The sequence below is a fragment of the Saccharopolyspora tripterygii genome (genome assembly GCF_054778355.1).
Window position 1 is genome coordinate 386,473 of record NZ_BAAGZP010000040.1, and the last position, 19,441, is coordinate 405,913.

Annotated in this window: 18 protein-coding genes; 3 read left to right on the forward strand and 15 right to left on the reverse strand. The window is 70.5% G+C overall.

Annotated features, from left to right (window positions below):
• Positions 1-14 precede the first annotated feature (14 nt).
• Both ACYVF3_RS29175 and ACYVF3_RS29180 read right to left on the reverse strand, forming a co-directional pair.
• Entirely contained in the window at positions 15-1,634 is a 1,620-nt protein-coding gene (locus tag ACYVF3_RS29175) for an amidohydrolase (protein WP_461157488.1), read from the reverse strand.
• Between the two features lie 223 nt (positions 1,635-1,857).
• The gene (locus ACYVF3_RS29180) at positions 1,858-2,412 is read right to left on the reverse strand and encodes an FxsA family protein (RefSeq protein WP_461157489.1); all 555 of its coding nucleotides are present in this window, start codon (positions 2,410-2,412) and stop codon (positions 1,858-1,860) included.
• Positions 2,413-2,715: 303 nt separating this feature from the next.
• Here ACYVF3_RS29180 and ACYVF3_RS29185 point away from each other — a divergent pair, with 303 nt between their 5' ends.
• A complete protein-coding gene (locus ACYVF3_RS29185; RefSeq protein WP_461157490.1) occupies positions 2,716-3,783 on the forward strand; it encodes a GDSL-type esterase/lipase family protein in 1,068 nt (355 codons plus the stop codon).
• A gap of 65 nt (positions 3,784-3,848) precedes the next feature.
• Here ACYVF3_RS29185 and ACYVF3_RS29190 read toward each other — a convergent pair whose 3' ends face one another.
• Positions 3,849-4,319: an Lrp/AsnC family transcriptional regulator gene (locus tag ACYVF3_RS29190; RefSeq protein ID WP_425474095.1), complete on the reverse strand. Its 471-nt coding sequence runs from the start codon at positions 4,317-4,319 to the stop codon at positions 3,849-3,851.
• Positions 4,316-5,449, reverse strand: coding sequence for a M24 family metallopeptidase (locus ACYVF3_RS29195; protein WP_461157491.1), 1,134 nt, complete (start codon positions 5,447-5,449; stop codon positions 4,316-4,318). Before ACYVF3_RS29195 ends, ACYVF3_RS29190 begins: the two co-directional genes overlap by 4 nt.
• 271 nt (positions 5,450-5,720) lie before the next feature.
• Here ACYVF3_RS29195 and ACYVF3_RS29200 point away from each other — a divergent pair, with 271 nt between their 5' ends.
• Entirely contained in the window at positions 5,721-6,635 is a 915-nt protein-coding gene (locus ACYVF3_RS29200) for a 5'-3' exonuclease (RefSeq protein WP_461157561.1), read from the forward strand.
• A gap of 113 nt (positions 6,636-6,748) precedes the next feature.
• Here the strand turns inward: ACYVF3_RS29200 and ACYVF3_RS29205 are convergent, their stop codons facing one another.
• From ACYVF3_RS29205 to ACYVF3_RS29245, 9 genes are all read right to left on the reverse strand, one after another.
• On the reverse strand, positions 6,749-7,939 hold the full coding sequence (locus ACYVF3_RS29205; RefSeq protein WP_461157492.1) for a GNAT family N-acetyltransferase: 1,191 nt from the start codon (positions 7,937-7,939) through the stop codon (positions 6,749-6,751).
• Positions 7,940-7,981: 42 nt separating this feature from the next.
• The gene (locus ACYVF3_RS29210; RefSeq protein ID WP_461157493.1) at positions 7,982-8,587 is read right to left on the reverse strand and encodes a DUF4333 domain-containing protein; all 606 of its coding nucleotides are present in this window, start codon (positions 8,585-8,587) and stop codon (positions 7,982-7,984) included.
• A 61-nt stretch (positions 8,588-8,648) separates the two neighbouring features.
• Positions 8,649-11,456 (reverse strand): DEAD/DEAH box helicase, encoded by a 2,808-nt coding sequence (locus ACYVF3_RS29215; RefSeq protein WP_461157494.1) that lies wholly within the window; start codon positions 11,454-11,456, stop codon positions 8,649-8,651.
• A 49-nt stretch (positions 11,457-11,505) separates the two neighbouring features.
• Positions 11,506-12,405: a diacylglycerol/lipid kinase family protein gene (locus ACYVF3_RS29220; protein ID WP_461157495.1), complete on the reverse strand. Its 900-nt coding sequence runs from the start codon at positions 12,403-12,405 to the stop codon at positions 11,506-11,508.
• Positions 12,406-12,457: 52 nt separating this feature from the next.
• The gene (tatC, locus tag ACYVF3_RS29225) at positions 12,458-13,327 is read right to left on the reverse strand and encodes a twin-arginine translocase subunit TatC (protein WP_461157496.1); all 870 of its coding nucleotides are present in this window, start codon (positions 13,325-13,327) and stop codon (positions 12,458-12,460) included.
• Positions 13,328-13,431: 104 nt separating this feature from the next.
• Complete coding sequence (gene tatA, locus ACYVF3_RS29230; protein WP_461157497.1) at positions 13,432-13,704, reverse strand: Sec-independent protein translocase subunit TatA; 273 nt, start codon at positions 13,702-13,704, stop codon at positions 13,432-13,434.
• Positions 13,705-13,788: 84 nt separating this feature from the next.
• Complete coding sequence (locus ACYVF3_RS29235) at positions 13,789-13,989, reverse strand: bacteriophage holin (protein ID WP_461157498.1); 201 nt, start codon at positions 13,987-13,989, stop codon at positions 13,789-13,791.
• 19 nt (positions 13,990-14,008) lie between these two features.
• The gene (locus ACYVF3_RS29240) at positions 14,009-14,977 is read right to left on the reverse strand and encodes a helix-turn-helix transcriptional regulator (RefSeq protein ID WP_461157499.1); all 969 of its coding nucleotides are present in this window, start codon (positions 14,975-14,977) and stop codon (positions 14,009-14,011) included.
• A complete protein-coding gene (locus ACYVF3_RS29245) occupies positions 14,974-15,951 on the reverse strand; it encodes a helix-turn-helix transcriptional regulator (protein WP_461157500.1) in 978 nt (325 codons plus the stop codon). Before ACYVF3_RS29245 ends, ACYVF3_RS29240 begins: the two co-directional genes overlap by 4 nt.
• A gap of 158 nt (positions 15,952-16,109) precedes the next feature.
• Between ACYVF3_RS29245 and ACYVF3_RS29250 the strand changes: the two genes are divergently transcribed.
• Positions 16,110-16,805, forward strand: a complete 696-nt coding sequence (locus tag ACYVF3_RS29250; protein WP_461157501.1) for an SDR family oxidoreductase — start codon at positions 16,110-16,112, stop codon at positions 16,803-16,805.
• 242 nt (positions 16,806-17,047) lie between these two features.
• Here the strand turns inward: ACYVF3_RS29250 and pafA are convergent, their stop codons facing one another.
• Both pafA and prcA read right to left on the reverse strand, forming a co-directional pair.
• The gene (gene pafA / locus ACYVF3_RS29255) at positions 17,048-18,406 is read right to left on the reverse strand and encodes a Pup--protein ligase (RefSeq protein ID WP_145736928.1); all 1,359 of its coding nucleotides are present in this window, start codon (positions 18,404-18,406) and stop codon (positions 17,048-17,050) included.
• A 242-nt stretch (positions 18,407-18,648) separates the two neighbouring features.
• Positions 18,649-19,389, reverse strand: a complete 741-nt coding sequence (gene prcA / locus ACYVF3_RS29260; RefSeq protein ID WP_461157502.1) for a proteasome subunit alpha — start codon at positions 19,387-19,389, stop codon at positions 18,649-18,651.
• Positions 19,390-19,441 lie beyond the last annotated feature (52 nt).

Genomic DNA, 19,441 nt, shown 5'->3' on the forward strand with positions numbered 1-19,441 from the left:
CGACGGCGCCGGACTCAGACGAGTTCGTCGTCTTCGGGGTCGTGCTTGAAGATCGTCTGCCCGCGCAGGACCGTGCGCAAGCAACGCGGCATGGCCGCCTCCGGCGACAAGTCCGGCAGCGGCGGCACGCCCGAACGCGGATCGGTCGACCAGCGCTGCACGCGCGAATCGGTGGCGGCCACCACGAGCTCCCCGGTGTCCCAGACCGCGTAGGTCGCGGGGGCACCGGGCACCAGCGTGCCGGTCACCCCGTCATCGACGCCCGCAGCCCGCCAGCCACCACGGGTGTGCGCGGTGAACGCGGCCCGCGGCGAGATCCCGAAACCGTCGGTGCGGTGGTTGACCGCGGCCTGCACCGAACGCCACGGATCGACCGGCGTCACCGGCGCGTCCGAACCCAGCGCCAGCAGCACGCCGTTGGCGGCCAGCTGCGAGAAGGGGTTCAGCTGCGTGCCGCGCGGCAGTCCGAGACGACGCGCGTACATGTCACCGGTGCCGCCCCACGAGGCGTCGAAACCCGGCTGCACCGACGCGACCACGCCGAAGGAGCCCAGCTCCGCGGCCTGCTCCTCGTCGATCATCTCCAGGTGCTCCAGCCGGTGCCGCATGCTCGCCAGCGCGGGAGCGCCGAGCACCTCGGCCGCCTTCCGGAACCCGGCGCTCACCTCGGCGACGCCTGCGTCACCGATGACGTGGAACCCGGCCTGCAGACCGGCTTTCGTGCACGTCACCAGGTGCTCGGCGACCGCATCCGCGTCCAGGTAGAGCACACCGGCGGTGCTCGGGTCGTCCGTGTAGGGCTCGCGCAGGGCGGCCGTGCGAGACCCGACGGCACCGTCCACGAACAGGTCACCCGCCAAGCCCCGGGCACCGAGCTCGCGAGCGCGCTCGACGGCGCTCAGCTCACCCCAGTACCCGACGACCTCCGGCACACCGCCCTGCTGCGACAGGGCCAGCAGCTCGACCAGGTCGTCGGCACCGGAGATGTCCGGGCCGGCGCACTCGTGGACGCAGGCCACGCCCCGGGCGGCGGCCTGCTGGAGGAACGCCAGCTGCGCCTCCTTGCGCTGCCCGGATCCCAGCGCATCGCGGGCGGCGCGACGCACGTGGTGGTGGGCGACGCGCGTGAGCGGGCCGTCCTCGCTCCAGCCCTCGGCGCTGCGCGCCAGCGGAGCGAGGTCGACCAGAGCCGTGGACACCAGCGCGGAGTGGACGTCGATGCGCGAGAGGTAGACAGGAGCTCCGCTGGAGGCGGTGTCGATCTCCTCGCGTGTCGGGGGGCGGCGCTCCGGCCACCAGGTCTCGTCCCACCCGTGACCCCACACCAGCGCGCCCGGGTACTCGGCCACGTGGTCGCGCAAGGCGTGCAGGAACTCGGTGAGCGACGCGCAGCCGGTCAGGTCCAGGCCGCGCAGCAGAAGTCCGGTCGAGGTGGCGTGCACGTGGGCATCGACGAAGGCCGGCGCGACGAACGCGCCTTCCAGATCGACCACCTCGGCATCGGGGTGCAGCGCACGGCCGACCTCGTCGGCGCCGAGCCACGAGATGACGCCATCGGTGACGGCCATCGCGGTGGCGGCGGCGTCGGCGGGCGAGTGGATTCGGCCGCCGAGCAACAACGTGGTCTCGGGCATGTCCTTCGTGCTTTCCGCGTTCCGGGGTTCAACTGCGCCGTTCGCTCTCGTCCGGGCGACTCAAAGGCGCCCGACCCCTTGATCGAACTCAGCCCCCGATCCGCCCCGGCAACGATCGTTCTGACGAGCTTACCCGCACTAAACACCTGAGTTTGAAAGTGTCGTGCTTAGCGAGAACGCAAAGCTCAGGCACACCGCCCGCGATCACACCGGTCTGAGCACGTCAGCGCTGCGGGGGCTCATCGAGCCGTTCGGCGCGCACCGACTGCGGAGGAAGGATGATCGGCGTGCCGCGGGAGGCACCTGCGGCGGTCCCGTCGCCCTCGGTCTCGTCCACGACCTCGCCGTCGACGAAGTCGCCCGGCCGACCGCCGGCCCGGTTGAACCGCTGCTGGTGCAGCCACACCTGGTCCTGCATCTGCTTGGCCCGCTTCTCCGCCGCGCTCATCATCCGCTTGCGCACCAGCGCCCTGGTCGGCGGCAGGAGCAGCAGCAGGCCCGCGACGTCGCTGAGGAAGCCGGGCAGCACGATCAGCAGGCCACCGGCCGCGATGAGCATGCCGTCGGAGATCTCGCGGTCGGCCGGCCTGCGCATCCGTGCGGCCTCGCGGACCTCGCCGAGGGTGCGGCGCCCCTCGCGGCGCAGCAGCCAGCTGCCCACGACCGCGGCCAGCACCAGCAGACCGATGGTGGGCAGCACACCGATCGCCTGCCCCAACGCGATCAGCACCGCGAGTTCGGCGACTCCGGCGACGAGCAGCAGCACGAGAATCGGCACCCAGGACCTCCAGTGATAAAGCCTTCTCAACGCCCCAACGAACGGGGCGCTCGAAATTCTCCCAAAACGCATCGGCGCATTTCGGGCGAACCTCTCGACCTCGGCGTTCCACCGGGTGCGGGCGGCCACAACGCCGCGTAGTCGAACTCCCCGCACCGCCTTCGGCCACCGCTCGGCGACCCGGCTCCTCGCTCGCGCGGGCATGTCGGCGCTCACACCGCCGCGCAGCAGGAGCGTGAAAGCGGACCCGCAACTCGGCGGTGCTGCCGTGCCTCCGGCGAGAAGTTCGTAGACTGCCTGGTGATGCGGGCGTACAAGTCGAAATCGCTCATCCTCGTGCTCGCGGGCTGCCTCCTGGCGCTCGCGGTGCTGATCAGCGATCGGAACCTCCCTGGTCTGCCGCTGCAGCCCAAGCCACTCCCGGCCGCCGTGGTGACGGTCGGTGACTCGACGCTGTCCGGAGAAGGCGGCGGCAACTACACCGCGGGCACGAACGGGGAGGGCGACAACTGGTGTCACCGCTCCCCCGCCGCACCGGTGCACCAGCTGCCGCTGCCGCCCGACGTGACGCGGATCAACCTGGCCTGCTCGGGGGCCCGCGCCGAGTCGCTGCGGTCGAGCCCGGAGCACGTCGGCGTGGAGAAGTCGCAGTCGGCCCAGCTGGCGGAGCTGACCCAGCGCTACCGGATCACCGACGTGATCGTGCAGATCGGGGCCAACGACGACCCGGGGTTCTCCGAGGTCGTCAACCAGTGCGTGGAGGCCTGGGCGCGGCGCGCACCGGTCGGCTGCTCGGCGCAGCTGGAAGGCCCGTGGCAGGAGCGCATCGCCCGGATGCAGCCGAAGGCGCTGGCAGCCGTGCGCGACATCCGCGCGGCGATGGACGGCGCCGGCTACGCGCACGACAGCTACCAGCTGATCATGCAGTCCTACGCCTCACCGGTGGGTCCGGAGGTGCGACCGGAGTTGCAGGGCCTGTCCGGCTGCCCGTTCCGGACCGAGGACCTGGCGTGGATCAGGGACGTGGGCGTGCCGCAGCTCTCAGCCGGGCTGCACGACGTGGCCCGCGAGGCCGGGGCCCGGTTCCTGGACCTCTCCCGCGCGGGCGTGGGTCACGAGGCGTGCACGGGCGACCCGAAGACGGCTCAGGGCGAGTGGTTCACCCGGCTCACCGTGGACTGGGAGGCGTTGAAGGACGAGAAGCGCGCACCGCACGCGATGCAGGAGTCCTTCCACTCCAACGCGACCGGTCACGCCCAGTTCGCCCGCTGCCTCGGCGAGTTCATGGCCACCACCGATCCGGGCGCCTCGTGCGTGCCCGACGAACGCGGCAACCTCACGGCGGTCGCGCTGTCGGACGCGCACCGCTAGCAGCCCGGAACCGGGCGAGGAGCGCGACTTCTCACCACGGCCCGGATCACCGGCTGCCGTTCGTCCTAGATCGCGGGCGGGCGGTTCTCGAACGGCGTCGAGAGCACGACCGTGGTCCGGGTGGAGACCTTCGCGGCCTCGCGGATCTGGCGCAGCAGCTCCTCCAGTCCGAGCGGCGACGCCACTCGCACCTGGAGGATGTAGGACTCGTCACCCGCGACCGAGTAGCAGGACTCGATCTCCGGAAGGTGCTGCAGCCGCTGCGGGTAGTCGTCGGGCGCTGCCGGGTCGATCGGCGTCAGCGAGATGAACGCGGTCAGCGGCAGACCGATCTGCTCACCGTCCACCTTGGCCGTGTAGCCCTGCAGCGCCCCGCGCTGCTCCAGCCGCCGCACGCGCTGGTGCACGGCGGACACGCTCAACCCGACGCGTTCGGCCAGGTCGGTGAAGCTGCACCTGCCGTCCCGGGCGAGCTCGCGCAAGATCGCCCGGTCGGTGTTCTCCAGCGGCCCCGGGCCCCCTGTCCGTTCGCTCACGCCGGCAGCACCACCAGCTCGTGCGGCTGGTTGTTCACGCTCTCCACGCCGTCCTCGGTGACGATCACGATGTCCTCGATCCGCGCACCCCAGTGGCCCTGCTGGTAGATGCCCGGCTCGATGCTGAAGGCCATGCCCGGTTCGAGCACCAACTCGTTGCCGCCCACGATGTAGGGCTCCTCGTGCACGTCGAGCCCGATGCCGTGGCCGGTGCGGTGCACGAAGTTCTCGCCGAAACCGGCAGCGGCGATCGGCTCGCGGGCGGCGGCGTCGATCGACTCGGCGGTAGCGCCGGGCCGGACGGCATCGACCGCGGCCCGCTGGGCCGCCTGCAGCACCGCGTAGGTCTCGCGCACGTCCGCTTGGGCGGGCTCGCCGACCGCGTAGGTGCGGGTGCAGTCGGAGTTGTAGCCGTTGGCGATCGGCCCACCGATGTCGATGACGACCACGTCACCGCGCTCGATGACCCGGTCGGACACCGAGTGGTGCGGGCTCGCGCCGTGGGGGCCGGACCCGACGATGATGAAGGCGGCTTCGGTGTGGCCCTCGGCGAGGATGGCCTCGCCGATGTCGGCGCCGACTTCGGCCTCGGTCCTGCCGGGCTTGATGAACTCGGCCATCCGGGCGTGCACCCGGTCGATCGCGGCACCGGCGTCGCGCAGCCCCTGCAGCTCGGTCGCGTCCTTGCGCATCCGCAGCTCGCGCAGCACCGGCGAGGCGAGCACCTGCTCGGTGCCCGGCAGCTTGGCGCGCAGCGGGAGGGTGTGCAGGGCGGGCATCGCGTCGGCCAGCGCGACCCGCGAGGGCGCGCCGAGCCGGTCGACCACCAGGCCGTGCGAGTCCTGCCCGTCGACCCAGGTCACGACCTCGATTCCGAGCTCGGCCAGCGGGAGGTCGTCGTACCCGGGCGCTTCCAGCTTGGGCACCACCAGCGCGGGTGTGCCCTGCGCGGGCAGCACCAGGCAGGTCAGCCGCTCGTGCGACTCACCTCCGGCGCCCAGCAGGTACTGCAGGTCGGATCCAGGCGTGATCAGCAGCGCGTCCAGGTCGGACGCCGCTGCGGTCTGCGCGGCACGGGTCAGGCGAGCCGCGAGCACTGCGGGATCCTGCTTCAGCGAGACAGTGGCCATGCGCCAAGCCTAATCCCGCAGCGCGTCGACGCGGTTCGCACGGTCCGGACGTGCTGCGGGAGGTTCCGGGACCGCCTGCCGACCGACGAGCGCTGGGACGCCTCCGGTCGTCTGCGGTCCTCCGCGGAAACCCCGCGGTGGTGCGCGCTCTCGACGCCGGACCGCACCGGCGCACCGCGACCGGTTCGGGGTCGGCGAGCGCGCGGATCGGCAGGTCGGAAGCGTGAGCCGGTCTGAACATGACAAGCTGGGGCACGTGACCGGACCTCTCATGCTCGTCGATTCGGCCGGGTTGTGGTTTCGCTCGTTCTACGCGCTGCCCGACTCGTTGACCGCTCCTGATGGCACGCCGGTGAACTCGGTGCGCGGCTTCTGCGACATGCTGGCGAAGCTGATCACCGACCGCCGCCCGTCCCGGCTGGTGGCGTGCCTGGACAACGACTGGCGTCCGCAGTTCCGGGTCGACGCGCTGCCGTCGTACAAGACCCACCGGGTGGCCGAGGAGGACCCGGACGCGGAGGACGTCCCCGACACGCTGTCCCCGCAGGTCCCGGTGATCCTCCAGGTCCTCGACGCGGCGGGCGTCGCCACCGCCGAGGCGGAGGGCTTCGAGGCCGACGACGTCATCGGGGCGCTGGCCGACCGCGAGCGCACCGACCCGGTGGAGGTCGTCACGGGTGACCGGGACCTGTTCCAGCTGGTGCGCGACGAGCCGCCGGTCCGGGTCATCTACATCGGCGCGGGTCTGGCGAAGGCGCAGGACTTCGGCCCCGACGAGCTCGCCGAGAAGTACGCGCTGTCACCGCGCCGCGCGGGGGCGGACTACGCGGAGATGGCCGTGCTGCGCGGCGACCCCTCCGACGGCCTGCCCGGTGTGCCCGGGATCGGCGAGAAGACCGCGGCGAAGCTGATCACCCAGTTCGGGTCGCTCAACGCGCTGCTGCGCGCAGCCGCCGACGGCGACGCACGCCTGACCTCGCGGGTCCGCACCAAGCTCGCCGAGTCCGCCGGGTACCTGGCCGCGGCACCGGCCGTGGTCAACGTGGTCCGGGACGCCCCGGTCGTGATGGACCGCGAGTCCGACGCCGTGCCCGCCGCCCCCGACCTCGACCGGCTGCGCGAACTCCAGTCCAGCTGGGGACTCGGTGCCAGCATCGACCGCCTCATCGCGGCCCTCCAGGACTGAGGGGTGGTTGCAGAATGCGGCGGAGCCGTTGTCCCAGGTGGGGAACCAGCCCGCACCGCCAAGCAAGGTGATCCTGAAAGAACCCCTGAGCCACCCCTACGGGCGCGCGCCTGTCAGAAGCCGGTGCCGCACCACGGCGCGCGCCTCGTCTGGAACAGCTGGTCGGCCACCGCCAGCGCCCCCGGCTCGTGGACCTGGACGAGTCCTGCCGCGGCGAGCGCCGACGCCGGCTGGTCGCCCAGGTAGAGAGCCGCCAGTGCAGCGGCGTCCACGGTCAGCTGCGGGCTCTCGTCCGCGGTCGTGACGCCGTCCGGGCTGATCAGGTAGCGGCCCGCGTTGGCGGGCAAGAATCCGTCGGTGACCTCCAGGACCAGCGGCGCCCCGTGCTCGTAGCTGCGAGCCCGCAGAGCCGCCGGGACGTCGACGAGCCGAACCCACAGGTCGTCGTCGACTCCGGTGGTGCGGCACGCCCTGCGGTCGGACAGCCACCACTCCACGGGTTCGTCGACCGGGCGTCCGAGACCGGCCACGGTGCTCACCAGGTCGATCCCCAGAAGGAAGCGCCACAGCTCGCTCGCCGCGATCTCGTTGTCCGCCACCAGGTCCCAGACGTCCACAGTGGTCGATTCACCGCGCGACTGGTACACCGCGAACCCGTCGTCCACACCGGAATCGTCGGCGTGCACGGCGATCACGTGGTTCTTCTTCATCACACCGGCCCGGCCCGGCCACCAGCCGTCAGGGCGGTGCATCCGGCCAGCCCGGTCCGCCGCGCAGGTCCGGTGTAGCTCGGGCAGCAGCTCCCCGGCGCGTTCCTGAGTGACCAGGCGGACCCGCCCGCCGCGCGGCACGGTATCGCGCAGTCGCGCTTGCGCGCGGTCGATCTCGACGGTGCGGGTGCGACAGGCCACGCCGTACCCGAACCGCTCGTAGATCCGTCCCTCGCTGGCGTGCAGCATCGCCACGACTTCGCCGCGCTGCGCGGCGTCGTCCAGCTGGTGCCGCATCATCCGCGTGAGCAGGCCCTGCCGGGTGGCGTCAGCTCGGACGGCCACCCCGGTCACCGCAGCGGCCGGCACCGCTGCTCCGCCGGGAACCGCCAGCGAGCTCGTCATCGACAAGGCGGTGCCCGCGAGCTCGCCGTCGACGAACGTGCCGAGCACCCTGCCGGGTTCCATCATGGCCCGCGTGTGCGCCGACCACGTCTCCTCGTCGGTCGCCGGCAGGAGCAGCGCCTGCCGGAAGAGCTCGTTGGCCGCGAAGTAATCGGATTCGGACAGCACGCGCAGTTCGGGTTCGCCCACGCCCACGATCGTCGCCGACCGCGCGCACCGCGTCCACCGAGATTACTTCGGGTGCCCGACCTCGTAGACGCCTTGGTCGTTCTTCACGGTCACGCTGACGGTCTTGTCGGCGCCGTTGATCTGGACACGGCAGTCGAAGCGGTGCGCCACCTCCACCGGCTCATCGTCCGGGCAGGTCACCGCCCCCACACCCGCGATGTTGTAGGAGCCCTTGAGCGTTTGCGTGACGCCCTTCTCCACGCTGGCCGCGTCGAACACCGAGCGCACGAAGAACCCGGGCGCGACGAATCCCAGGATCAGCACCACGGCGAGGACCACCAGCGCACCGGCACCACCGAGGATCCACGGCAGCGCCGAACGCTTCCGCTTCGGCGGAACCGTCGGGAAGCCGAACCCGCCCGGCGACTGGTAGTAGGGCTGCGGCTGCCCGTACCCGTAGGGAGGCGCGTACTGGGGCTGCTGGATCGGCTGCTGCTGCACCGGCTGCGCGGGCGGCGGGGCCGCGTACCCGCCCTGCTGCGGATAGCCCTGCTGGGGATAGCCCTGCTGCGGGTAGCCCTGCGGCACCCCGCCCGGCTGCATCCCGGGCCCCTGGGGCTGCTGCCCCCACTGGGGGTAACCCCCTGGCGGGCCGTAGGGCGACGACATCTTCACCTCCGGACGACTTCAGCCGGCGCGGCCGGCTGCCAGTGATCCAACCACAGCCGGGTCACACACCACCGGCGGCCACCACACCGCGGCGGATCGCCGTGACAGCCTTGGCCGCCGAGTCGCCGACCTGCTGCTTGGTCCCGACGACGTCGCGGATCTGGTCCAGCAGGTCGATCACCTGCCGGCACCAGCGCACGAAGTCACCGGCGGACAGTTCGTGCCCGCTGGACTCGGCGGCGGTGAGCACCTTCTCCAGCGACTCGCCACGCGCCCACCGGAAGACCGGCCAGGCGAAACCGGCGTCGGGTTCGCGGGTGCGGTCGAGCTTGTGCCGCCGCTCGTCGTCCTCCAGCTCCGCCCACAGCTGCCAGGTCGAGGTCAGCGCGTCGGTGATCGGACCAGCAGGCACCTGCGGCGAAGGTCCTTCCCGCCGCGACTCGTAGACCAGGGAGGACACCACCGCGGCCAGCTCCGCCGGACCGAGCCCCTTCCAGGTCCCGACCCGCAGGCATTCGGCGGCCAGCAGATCGGACTCGCTGTAGAGGCGGGAGAGCCGCCGGCCGTGCTCGGTGACCTGCCCCGCCTGGGTCTCCGGCTCGTCCACGTCACCGGGCTTGCCCTCCGGAGCGGGCAGGTAGTCGCGCTCGGTCAGCAGCGCGACGATCCGGTCGAACGACCGGGCCAGCGAATGCGTGGTGCTGCTGACCTTGCGGCGCAGGTTCTCGTTCTCGCCGCGCAGCCGCTCGTAGCGCTCCGCCCAGCGGGCGTGCGCCTCGCGCTCGTCGCAGCCGTGGCAGGGGTGCGCCTTCAACGCGCGCCGCAGGGTCGCCAGCTCCGAGTCATCTCCCGCGCTGGAGCGCTTACGGCCACGCCCCTCCGAGGAGCTCAACCCCGTGCTGCGCAGCGAGGACGCAAGGTCCCGGCGCGACCTCGGCGAACGGGTGTCCACGTGCTTGGGCAGCTTGAGCTTGCCCAGCGCTTCCACCGGCGAGGTGAAGTCGGCGACCGACAGACGACCCGACCAGCGGTCCTCGGTCACCACCAGCGGGCGCGGCTCGTTCATCGGTTCCAGCCCCGGGTCGATCACCACGGCCAGCCCGGACCTGCGTCCGGCGGGCACCGCGATGACGTCGCCCTTGCGCAGCTTCTCCAGCGACTTCGCCGCCTCGGCGCGCCGCGACTGCCGGTTCTGCCTGGCCAGGGCCTTCTCGCGCTCCGAGATCCGGCGCCGGAGGTCGAAGTACTCGGCGAAGTCGCCCAGGTGGCACTCCATCGCCTCGGTGTAGCCCGTCAGCGCTTCGGCGTTGCGCTCCACCCGGCGCGAGAGCCCCACGACCGACCGGTCGGCCTGGAACTGGGCGAAGGACTGCTCGAGCAGATCGCGCGCCGAGTCCTGCCCGACGCGCTGGACCAGGTTGACCGCCATGTTGTAGCCGGGGCGGAACGACGAGCGCAGCGGATAGGTGCGGGTCGAGGCCAGACCGGCCACCTGCTTGGGGTCAACACCGGGCTGCCAGACCACCACCGCGTGGCCCTCGACGTCGATGCCGCGTCGCCCGGCACGACCGGTCAGCTGCGTGTACTCGCCCGGGCTGAGGTCGACGTGCGACTCGCCGTTGAACTTCACCAGCCGCTCCAGCACGACCGTGCGGGCAGGCATGTTGATGCCCAGGGCCAGCGTCTCGGTGGCGAACACGGCCTTGACGAGGCCGCGCACGAACAGCTCCTCGACGGTCTCCTTGAAGGCAGGCAGCAGGCCCGCGTGGTGCGCGGCCACTCCGCGCTCCAGCGCCTCCCGCCACTCCCAGAAGCCCAGCACGCCCAGGTCGGAGTCGGGCAGGTTGGCGGTGCGCTCGTCGATGACCTCGCGGATCTCCTCGACCTCGGACTCGCTGGTCAAGCGCAGCCCTGCCCGCACGCACTGCGCGACCGCCTGATCGCAGCCGTTGCGGCTGAAGATGAACACGATCGCTGGCAGCAGTCCTGCGGCGTCGAGGCTGGTCAGCATCTCCAACCGGGACGGCGGCGAGAACCGCGGCGGCCGGGGGCCCTTGCGCTTGTGCGGCGGCCCGCCCCGGCGTCCGCCCTGGGGCAGGTGGGTGCGGGCCAGCTGCTGGGTCTGCCGCAGCAGCTGCGGGTTCATCTTCAGCTCGTGGTCTTCGGCTTCCCCGCCGAACAGGTCGAACATCCGCGGGCCGACCTGCATGTGCTGCCACAGCGGCACGGGCCGGTGCTCGTCGACCACGACGGTGGTCTCACCGCGCACCTCTTGCAGCCACTCGCCGAACTCCTCGGCGTTGCTCACCGTCGCCGACAGGCTCGCGACCTGCACGTAGTCCGGCAGGTGCAGGATCACTTCCTCCCACACCGCGCCCCGGAACCGGTCGGCCAGGTAGTGGACCTCGTCCATCACCACGTAGCCGAGCTGGTCGAGCCCGCGCGACCCGGCGTAGAGCATGTTGCGCAGCACCTCTGTGGTCATCACGACCACCTGCGCGTCACCGTTGATCGAGGTGTCGCCGGTCAGCAGCCCGACCGCGTCGTTGCCGTACCGCTCGCAGAGGTCGGCGAACTTCTGGTTGGACAGCGCCTTGATCGGCGTGGTGTAGAAGCAGCGGCGCCCTTCCGACAACGCCAGGTGCACGGCGAACTCGCCCACCACGGTCTTTCCCGCGCCGGTCGGCGCGCACACCAGCACGCCTCTCCCGGCCTCCAGCGCCTGACATCCGGTGAGCTGGAAGGGGTCTAGTTCGAAGGACAGCTCCGCGATGAAGTCGGCCAGTTTCGGGTGGGCGTTGCGACGGGAATGCGCCGCGAACGCGTCGGCCGGCGAGAGCTTGGTCGGGTTGGAACGGCTGGCAGCCACACCCCAAGGTTTTCACATCACCCCGACCGGTGTCTCAACCGAATCGGCCTCACCCGCGTGTTGGGGCGCAAGCCACGCTCAGTGCAGCGGGCGTGCAGCGGATGGTCAGCGGCAACCTGGCCTGGGGTTCGCCGTCGGCGTAAGCCAGCCACCCGTTGTCACCGCCCAGGCGCACGGACTTGGCGCGCAGCGTGGTGACCGCCGGGTGGTCCACGTGGCGTCCGGTGCGCAACCTGGGCAGGATGCGCACCAGTTCGCGGCGGGCCACCTCGCCCACCACCGTCACGTCGAACAGGCCGTCGTCGGCGACGGCGTCCGGGCAGATCGGGATGCCCCCGCCGTAGGAGCCGGTGTTGCCGACCGCGATCAGCGTGGCCTCGACGTCGCGCACACCGTGCTCGGTCTCCAACCGGACCGACCTGGCGCGCAGACCCAGCAGCTCCCGCACCAGCGCGATGTCGTAGCGGCGCTGCCCCCGAGGCCAGTGCATCCGGTTGGCGCGGGCGTTGACCTTGGCGTCGAACCCGGCGCACAGCACGGTCGCGAACCAGCCGGTGCCCGCGATCTTGCCGAGGTCGATGTGCTGCCTGACCCCCGCGGAGATCGCCTTGGCCGCCGCACGCGCGGCCGCGACCGGTTCACGCGGGACGCCCAGGCTTCGGGCGAGATCGTTGCCGGTGCCCGCGGGGATGAGCGCCAGGGCGGTGGCCGACTCGGCGCACGCCTGCACGGCCAGGTGCGCGATCCCGTCCCCGCCCACCACGGCCAGCACGTCGGCGTGGTCCTCCACGGCGCGCCGGACCGCGGACTCCGTCCCAGCCGCATCGGTGGCGATGACCGTCCGGACCTCGCACACAGCGCGAAGGTGGTCGGTGAGTTCACCGACCACCTTCGCGGAAAGGCCACCACCGGCCACCGGGTTGATCACCAGGACGCAGCGCATGGGCATGCATCTAATCGCATGCGCGCCCCCGTTGGCCAGGGTTCGACGGGATGGACCGTCAGGTGACGTCGTCGTGCTTCGGCGGTGCCGACGGAGTCGTGTCCAGCTTGGACGCCATCGGGTCGATGTCGGACGCCTCGTCGAGGCCGACACCGGTCAAGCCCTCGGCCGCCAGCTTCTTGGCCTTGCGCCGGTCGTGAGAGCGGCAGATCAACGCCGCGATCAGGAACAGCAGCGACAGGGCCGCCGACAGCGCCAGCATCGAGAACGGGTCCTGGCCGGGCGTGGCGATCGCGGCGAACACGAACAACGCGAACACCAGTCCCCGCCACCACCTGCGGAGCTTCTCGTAGGTGACGACGCCCGCGCGGTTGAGCATCACCAGGATCAGCGGCAGCTCGAAGCTGACCCCGAAGATCACCAGCAGCAGCAACATGAAGTTGATGTACTTGCCACCGGTGAGCGCGGTGAAGAACGCCTCCCCGCCGAAGCCCGCCATGAAGCTCAGCGCCTCGGGAACGATGTAGTACGCCAGCACCGCGCCCGCGACGAAGAGGACCGTCGCGAAGAACACGAAGGACCGGGCGAACTTGCGCTCGTTGAGGTGGAGACCGGGCGTGATGAACGCCCACAGCTGGTACAGCCACACCGGGCTGAACAGGACCGCACCGACCGACAGACCCACCTTCATGCGGAGCATGAAGATCTCGAACGGCTCGGTCTGCAACAGCTGGCACGTGCCGTTCGGGCTCAGCCGCTGCTCAACGGGCAGCGCGCAGTACGGTCCGAGCAGCACATCACCGAGCGTCGGCCAACCGAACGGTGCGGTGGAAAACCAAATGAACCCGAGGATGGCTCCGATGATCACTGCGGTCATCGCCACCCCGAGCCGGTAACGCAGCTCGAAGAGGTGATCGATGATCGTCATGGTGCCGTCGGGGTTGTGCCTGCGTCCCCACCGACGGCGATCATTTCGGAACGGGTTCAAGCGACGCAGTGGACTGGCACCCACTTCGCTAGCCCCGTCCTCAGTCAGTTCTTCTGTTCGTTCTGCTGCTTGTCCTCGACCGGTGACGTAGCCGGGGGCGCGCTCGGCTCACCAGCCGTCAGCTCCGGCTTCTGCTCCTTCTCCGACTGAGTCTTCTTCGCAGCTTCCTCGTCGGACTTCATGCCTCGCGTCTCAGCCTTGAACACCCGAGCGGACTGTCCCAGAGAACGGGCCATCTGCGGGAGCTTGGTGGCGCCGAACAGCAGCACCAGCACCAAGACGATGAGGACCAGCTCCCAGCCACCTGGCAAACCCATCCGTACACAACCTTTCGTGATGTCCCTGCAGACGCCATGGTACGCGGGGCAGGGGTCGGCAAATAGGGCCGTTTCTGGTTCTCGTCAACTACCCCGGCGCTGCGAGACCGCGACCTTGAGGCCGGCGATCCGCGCCTTGACCATGCCGCTCCGGCCGGCGAGGTCGCGGGTCGCCCCGCGCTGCACGCGCTGGAAGCGGCGCACCCCGAGAAACGTCCTGACCAGCAGGAACACCAGCAGGACGAGGCCTACGGCCAGCAGCACGAGAGTCCACACGAACGGCACGCTGTTCACCGTATCGGGCTCAGGTGGACGGTAGGTGACGGGTCCGCTTCAACGCGGCATTGGCTCGTTGACGCACGTCACCCCCGAGTTCCGGTGGGCTGATCACCTCGACCTGGCCTCCCAGGCCGAGGAGCAGCCGGGTCATCCACGCGTGGTCGGCGTAGCGCATCCGCACCCGGGTGCGACCGCCGTCGAGCTCGGTGACCTCGTCGACCTGGTAGTACTCGGCGACCCACCGGGCGTCCGGTTCCAGTTCGAGCTCGGCGGTCTGCTGATCGGGCGCCGGCTGGAACAGACCTGCGGAAACGTCGGTCGGCTCGGCTTCCGACGGCGGCCTGGCCGGCTCGTCGAGCTGCCCGGCCTCGTCGATGCGGTCCAGCCGGAACATCCGGACGCCGCGCGCGCTGCGGCACCACGCTTCCAGGTAGCTGCGACCGTCGACCAGCAGCAGCCGCATCGGATCGACCGTCCGCTCGCTGATCTCGTCGCGCGAAGCCGTGTAGTAACGGATGCGCAACGCTTTGCCGCCGGTGACAGCGCTGTGGACCGTTCGGCGGACATCGGCGTCCACCGCTTCCTCCGCACCGAACCCGATCACGACGCCCGAGGGGCGGGCTTGGCCGACCGCGTTCTCGACCTTCGCCAGCGTCCGCTGCACCGCGTCGGAGTCGGGCACGCCGGGGGTGTCGGCGAGCGCCCGCAACGCGACGAGCAGCGAGGTCGCCTCGGAGGCGGTCAGCCGCAGCGGACGCCGCATCCCGGCGTCGTAGGTGACGGTGATCGAGTCGCTCTCGAAGGACAGGTCGATCAGGTCGCCCGGTCCGTAGCCGGGCAGCCCGCACATCCACAGCAGTTCCAGGTCCTTGCGCAACTGCTGGGAGGTGACGCCGAAGTCGGCTGCCGCGTCGGCGACGGGGATGCCCGGACGGCTGAGCAGGTAGGGAACGAGCGCCAGCAGCCGGGGCAGGCGTTGCGTCGCGCTGGTCATCTCCGCTCCTCCCCCAGTGCGTCCAGGTGGATCTCGTGGACGGCCTTGCGCAGGGTGTCGGGCTGCAGCACGGCGACGTCGGGCCCGTACCCGGCGAGCCAGCTCGCGGCGGACTCCGGGTACTTCACGTCCAGCTCCAGCACCTCGCCGGGATCGCCGTCGAGCTCGGCGCGCTCCACGACCTTGCCGATGCGCCGCACGCCGTGCGCGCGACCGTCGGCCACCCAGACCCGGGACGCGGTCGGCGGTGGCGCGTCACGCTGGTCGCCGGCGACCATGCGCAGCAGGTCCACGTCCTGAGGCCGGTGCACGACGCCGCTTCTCCCGACGGCCTCGACCTGGCCCTGGATGCGGGAGAGCCGGAAGCAGCGCGGTGCCTGCCGGTCGCGGTCGTGGCCGACGACGTACCAGCGACCGCGCCAGGACACCACGCCCCAGGGTTCGACGACCCGGTGCCGGACCTCGGTGCTGCTGGGCCTCCGGTAGTCGAACTCCACAACGCGACCGGCCTGCACGGCCGAGTGCAGCGCGCCGAAGGCGGGTTCGCTGGTGCGCACCTTCGGTTCCACGGCCGCGGAGGCGTGCTCGTCCACGTCGACGCCGGCGGCGCGGAGCTTGAGCAGCGCACCGTGAGCGGCGGAGGTGAACTCCGGGGAGTCCCACAGCCGGACGGCAAGCGCCACGGCGGCGGCTTCGTCCGGTTCGAGGTCGATGTCGCCGAGTTCGTAGTCGCGCCGGGCGATGCGGTACCCGTCAGCGCTGTCGAACGCCGAGTTGCGCCCGGTCTCCAGCGGGATGCCCAGGTCTCGCAGCTCGGCCTTGTCCCGCTCGAAGGTCCGGAAGAACGCCTCGTCGGAGGGCGCGTCGGCGTACCCCGCGACGATATGACGAATCCGCTCTGCGGTGAGGTACTGGCGGGTCGACAGCAGGCAGAGCACCAAGTTCACCAAGCGTTCAGCACGCGCAGTGGCCACTCCGAAACTCTAGCGCCACAGCGTTCGATCATGAGTTCGGGTGCGGGCGTGTCGTCGCCGAAAAGACCCGTTCGACGGACGGTTGATTTCGATCGGCCCTGAAACCATCGTCGACGCGAAAGTCGTTCATGTCGCGTTCGGGTTCCTATCCTGGTTCCATGCCCGTTCTGATGATCACCGGTGCCTCGCGGGGCATCGGGGCCGCCACCGCCCGGCTCGCCTCCGCCGAGGGCTACCGGCTCGCCCTGCTGGCCAGGGATGCCGATGCGCTGTCCGGTCTCGTCGAAGAGCTGGGCTCGACCAGCGCGGTGGCGTTGCCCTGCGACGTCACCGATCACACGAGCCTGACCGAGGCGGTCGCGGCGACCGAGGAACGCTTCGGCGGTGTGGACGCGGTGCTGGCCAACGCCGGGATGAGCGTGCCGACCTCGTTCCTGGGCAACGGCGGTGCCGAGCCCGAGCAGTGGCGCGAGATGGTGCTCACCAACGTCTACGGCGCGGCCATCACGGCCCGAGCGGCGCTGCCCGCCCTGGTCCGCAGCCGGGGACACCTGGTGCTGACGGGTTCCAACGCCGGCCGGGGCATCCGCCCGGGCAACCTCTACTCCGCCACCAAGTGGGCGGTGACCGGCATGGCCCAGAACATCCGCGCCGAATGCGTGGGCACGGGTGTCCGCGTCACGCTGGTCCAACCGGGCATGGTCGAAACGGACATGACGGCCGACCGCCAAGACGTCCCCAAGCTGGCAGCCGACGACGTGGCCCGGGGCATCCTCTACGCCCTGACCCAACCCGAGACCGTGGACGTCAACGAACTCACCATCCGCCCCACAGGCCAAGCCCCGCAGAGCTGAACGAAAGGCACAAAACCCCAGCCGGGGAGCACCCGAGCAACCCACGTCAGGCAAGCACCGAAGGTGCTTCCTCAGTGCCCCAAGCAAGCAACCGGCACCGCCGCGGGTTCTCAGACGCCTTCTGGGGAGGACAGCCGTAGCGCCGGAACCCGCCACCGCGAAGCAGCGAGACCCCCTGAGCAGTTGTCAGTGAACCGGCACAACCCAGCAACACGAACCGCTGAGCAGTCACCGGCACCCGCCTACAAAGAGCTGATCAACCGCTCGACCCGCTCATCTACAGCCCGGAACGGATCCTTGCAGAGCACTGTCCTCTGGGCTTGATCGTTGAGCTTGAGATGCACCCAATCCACCGTGAAGTCCCGCCCAGCCGCTTGAGCGGCGGCGATGAAGTCTCCGCGCAGCTTGGCCCGGGTGCTCTGCGGCGGCGTGTCCTTGGCCGCCTCGATCTCGCCGTCCTCGGTGGCCCGGTCGACGAGGTCCTTGCGCTGCAGCATGTCGAATAGGCCGCGTCCGCGCCGGATGTCGTGGTAGGCGAGGTCGAGCTGCGCGATGCGCGGGCTGGACAGCTCCAGGCCGTGCTTGCTGCGGTAGCGCTCGAGCAGCCGGAGCTTGATCGCCCAGTCGACCTCCCGGTCGATCAGCGAGTAGTCCTCCTGCTCGACGGCGTCGAGGGCGCGGCCCCACAGGTCGAGGATGCGTTCGGACATCGGGTCCGACCCGCGTCGCGCGACGTGGTCGACGGCCCGGCTGTGGTACTCGCGCTGGATGTCCAGGGCTGACGCTTCGCGGCCGCCTGCCAGCCTCACGGTGCGGCGACCGGTGAGGTCGTGGCTGATCTCGCGGATGGCGCGGATGGGGTTGTCCAGGCTGAAGTCCCTGAACTGCACGCCCTGCTCGACCATCTCCAGCACCAGGTTGGCCGCCCCGACCTTCAGCAGGGTGGTCACCTCCGACATGTTGGAGTCGCCGACGATGACGTGCAGCCGCCGGTAGCGCTCGGCGTCGGCGTGCGGTTCGTCGCGGGTGTTGATGATCGGGCGGGAGCGGGTGGTGGCGCTGGAGACGCCTTCCCAGATGTGCTCGGCGCGCTGCGACAGGCAGTAGACGGCGCCGCGCGGGGTTTGCAGGACCTTCCCGGCACCGCAGATGAGCTGGCGCGTGACCAGGAACGGGAGCAGCACGTCGGCGATGCGGGAGAACTCGCCGGAGCGCCCGACCAGGTAGTTCTCGTGGCAGCCGTAGGAGTTGCCCGCCGAGTCCGTGTTGTTCTTGAACAGGAAGATGTCCCCGCCGATGCCCTCGTCGGAGAGCCGGCGTTCGGCGTCTATGAGCAGGTCTTCGAGGATTCTCTCGCCTGCCTTGTCGTGCGTGACCAGCTGCGTGAGGTCGTCGCACTCGGCCGTGGCGTACTCGGGGTGGGAACCCACGTCGAGGTAGAGGCGGGCACCGTTGCGCAGGAAGACGTTCGACGACCTTCCCCACGACACGACCCGCCGGAACAGGTACCTGGCCACCTCGTCCGGGGACAGTCTGCGCTGCCCGTGGAACGTGCAGGTGACCCCGAACTCGGTTTCGATGCCGAAGATCCGCCGCTGCATGTCTCCACACTAGGCGCAAAACCGCCCTCGCGGCGGTCCGCCGTTCGGGCAAGTGTCAGATCGAGTTCGACAGATTTTGGTCGCAGGCCGTCACGCACCCGTTCCGCACGCCCCCGCACGGAGCAGCCGAAATCGCCGTACATCCGTACGATTTCCCGGGATGTGGGCGCGCCGCACCCGCGGCGGCGCACGCGCTCCCGCACCCACCGGCGGGTGCGGGAGCGGTCAGCTCAAGCGCCGGCTCACTTGCCGGAGGGGGTTTCCTCGTCCCCGGACTTGCCGGAGTCCTCAGTCGACTCGGGCAGCAGGGCGGTGAGGGCGGCACCTTGGATCCGGCGGAACGTCCGGTTGGGACGGGCCCGGTCGAGGACCGCGACCTCCAGGGCCTTGGTGCCCAGTTCCCTGCCGGAGTCGCCGCTGGACGAAAGTCCCTTGACAGCAACCCGGATGGCGTCGCCGAGTTCCATGCCGTCGCTGAACGAGTCCTTGAGGGAGCTGGTGATCGTGTCGGCCTGGCCGCCCATCACCACGTACTGCGGTTCGTCCACGATGGAACCGTCGTAGGTGAGCCGGTACAGCTGGTCGGCTTCGGCGGTCGTTCCGACCTCGGCGACGCAGATCTCCACCTCGAACGGCTTGATCTGCTCGGTGAAGATCGCACCGAGGTGCTGCGCGTAGGTGTTGGCCAGCGACCGCCCGGTCACGTCGCGGCGGTCGTAGGAGTAACCGCGCACGTCGGCGATGCGCACTCCGGCGACCCGCAGCGCCTCGAACTCGCTGTAGCGGCCCACCGCGGCGAAACCGATGCGGTCGTAGATCTCGGACACCTTGTGCAGGGTCGGAGACGGGTTCTCGGCGACGAACAGCACTCCACCGGCGTACTTGAGCACCACCACGCTGCGGCCCCGGGCGATGCCCTTGCGGGCGAGCTCGGAACGCTCCCGCATCAACTGCTCGGGGGAGGTGTAGAACGGCATCGTCACGGCTTCTGCACTCCTGAATCTGCTCGCTGTGGCAGGCGGGATCGTGGGACGG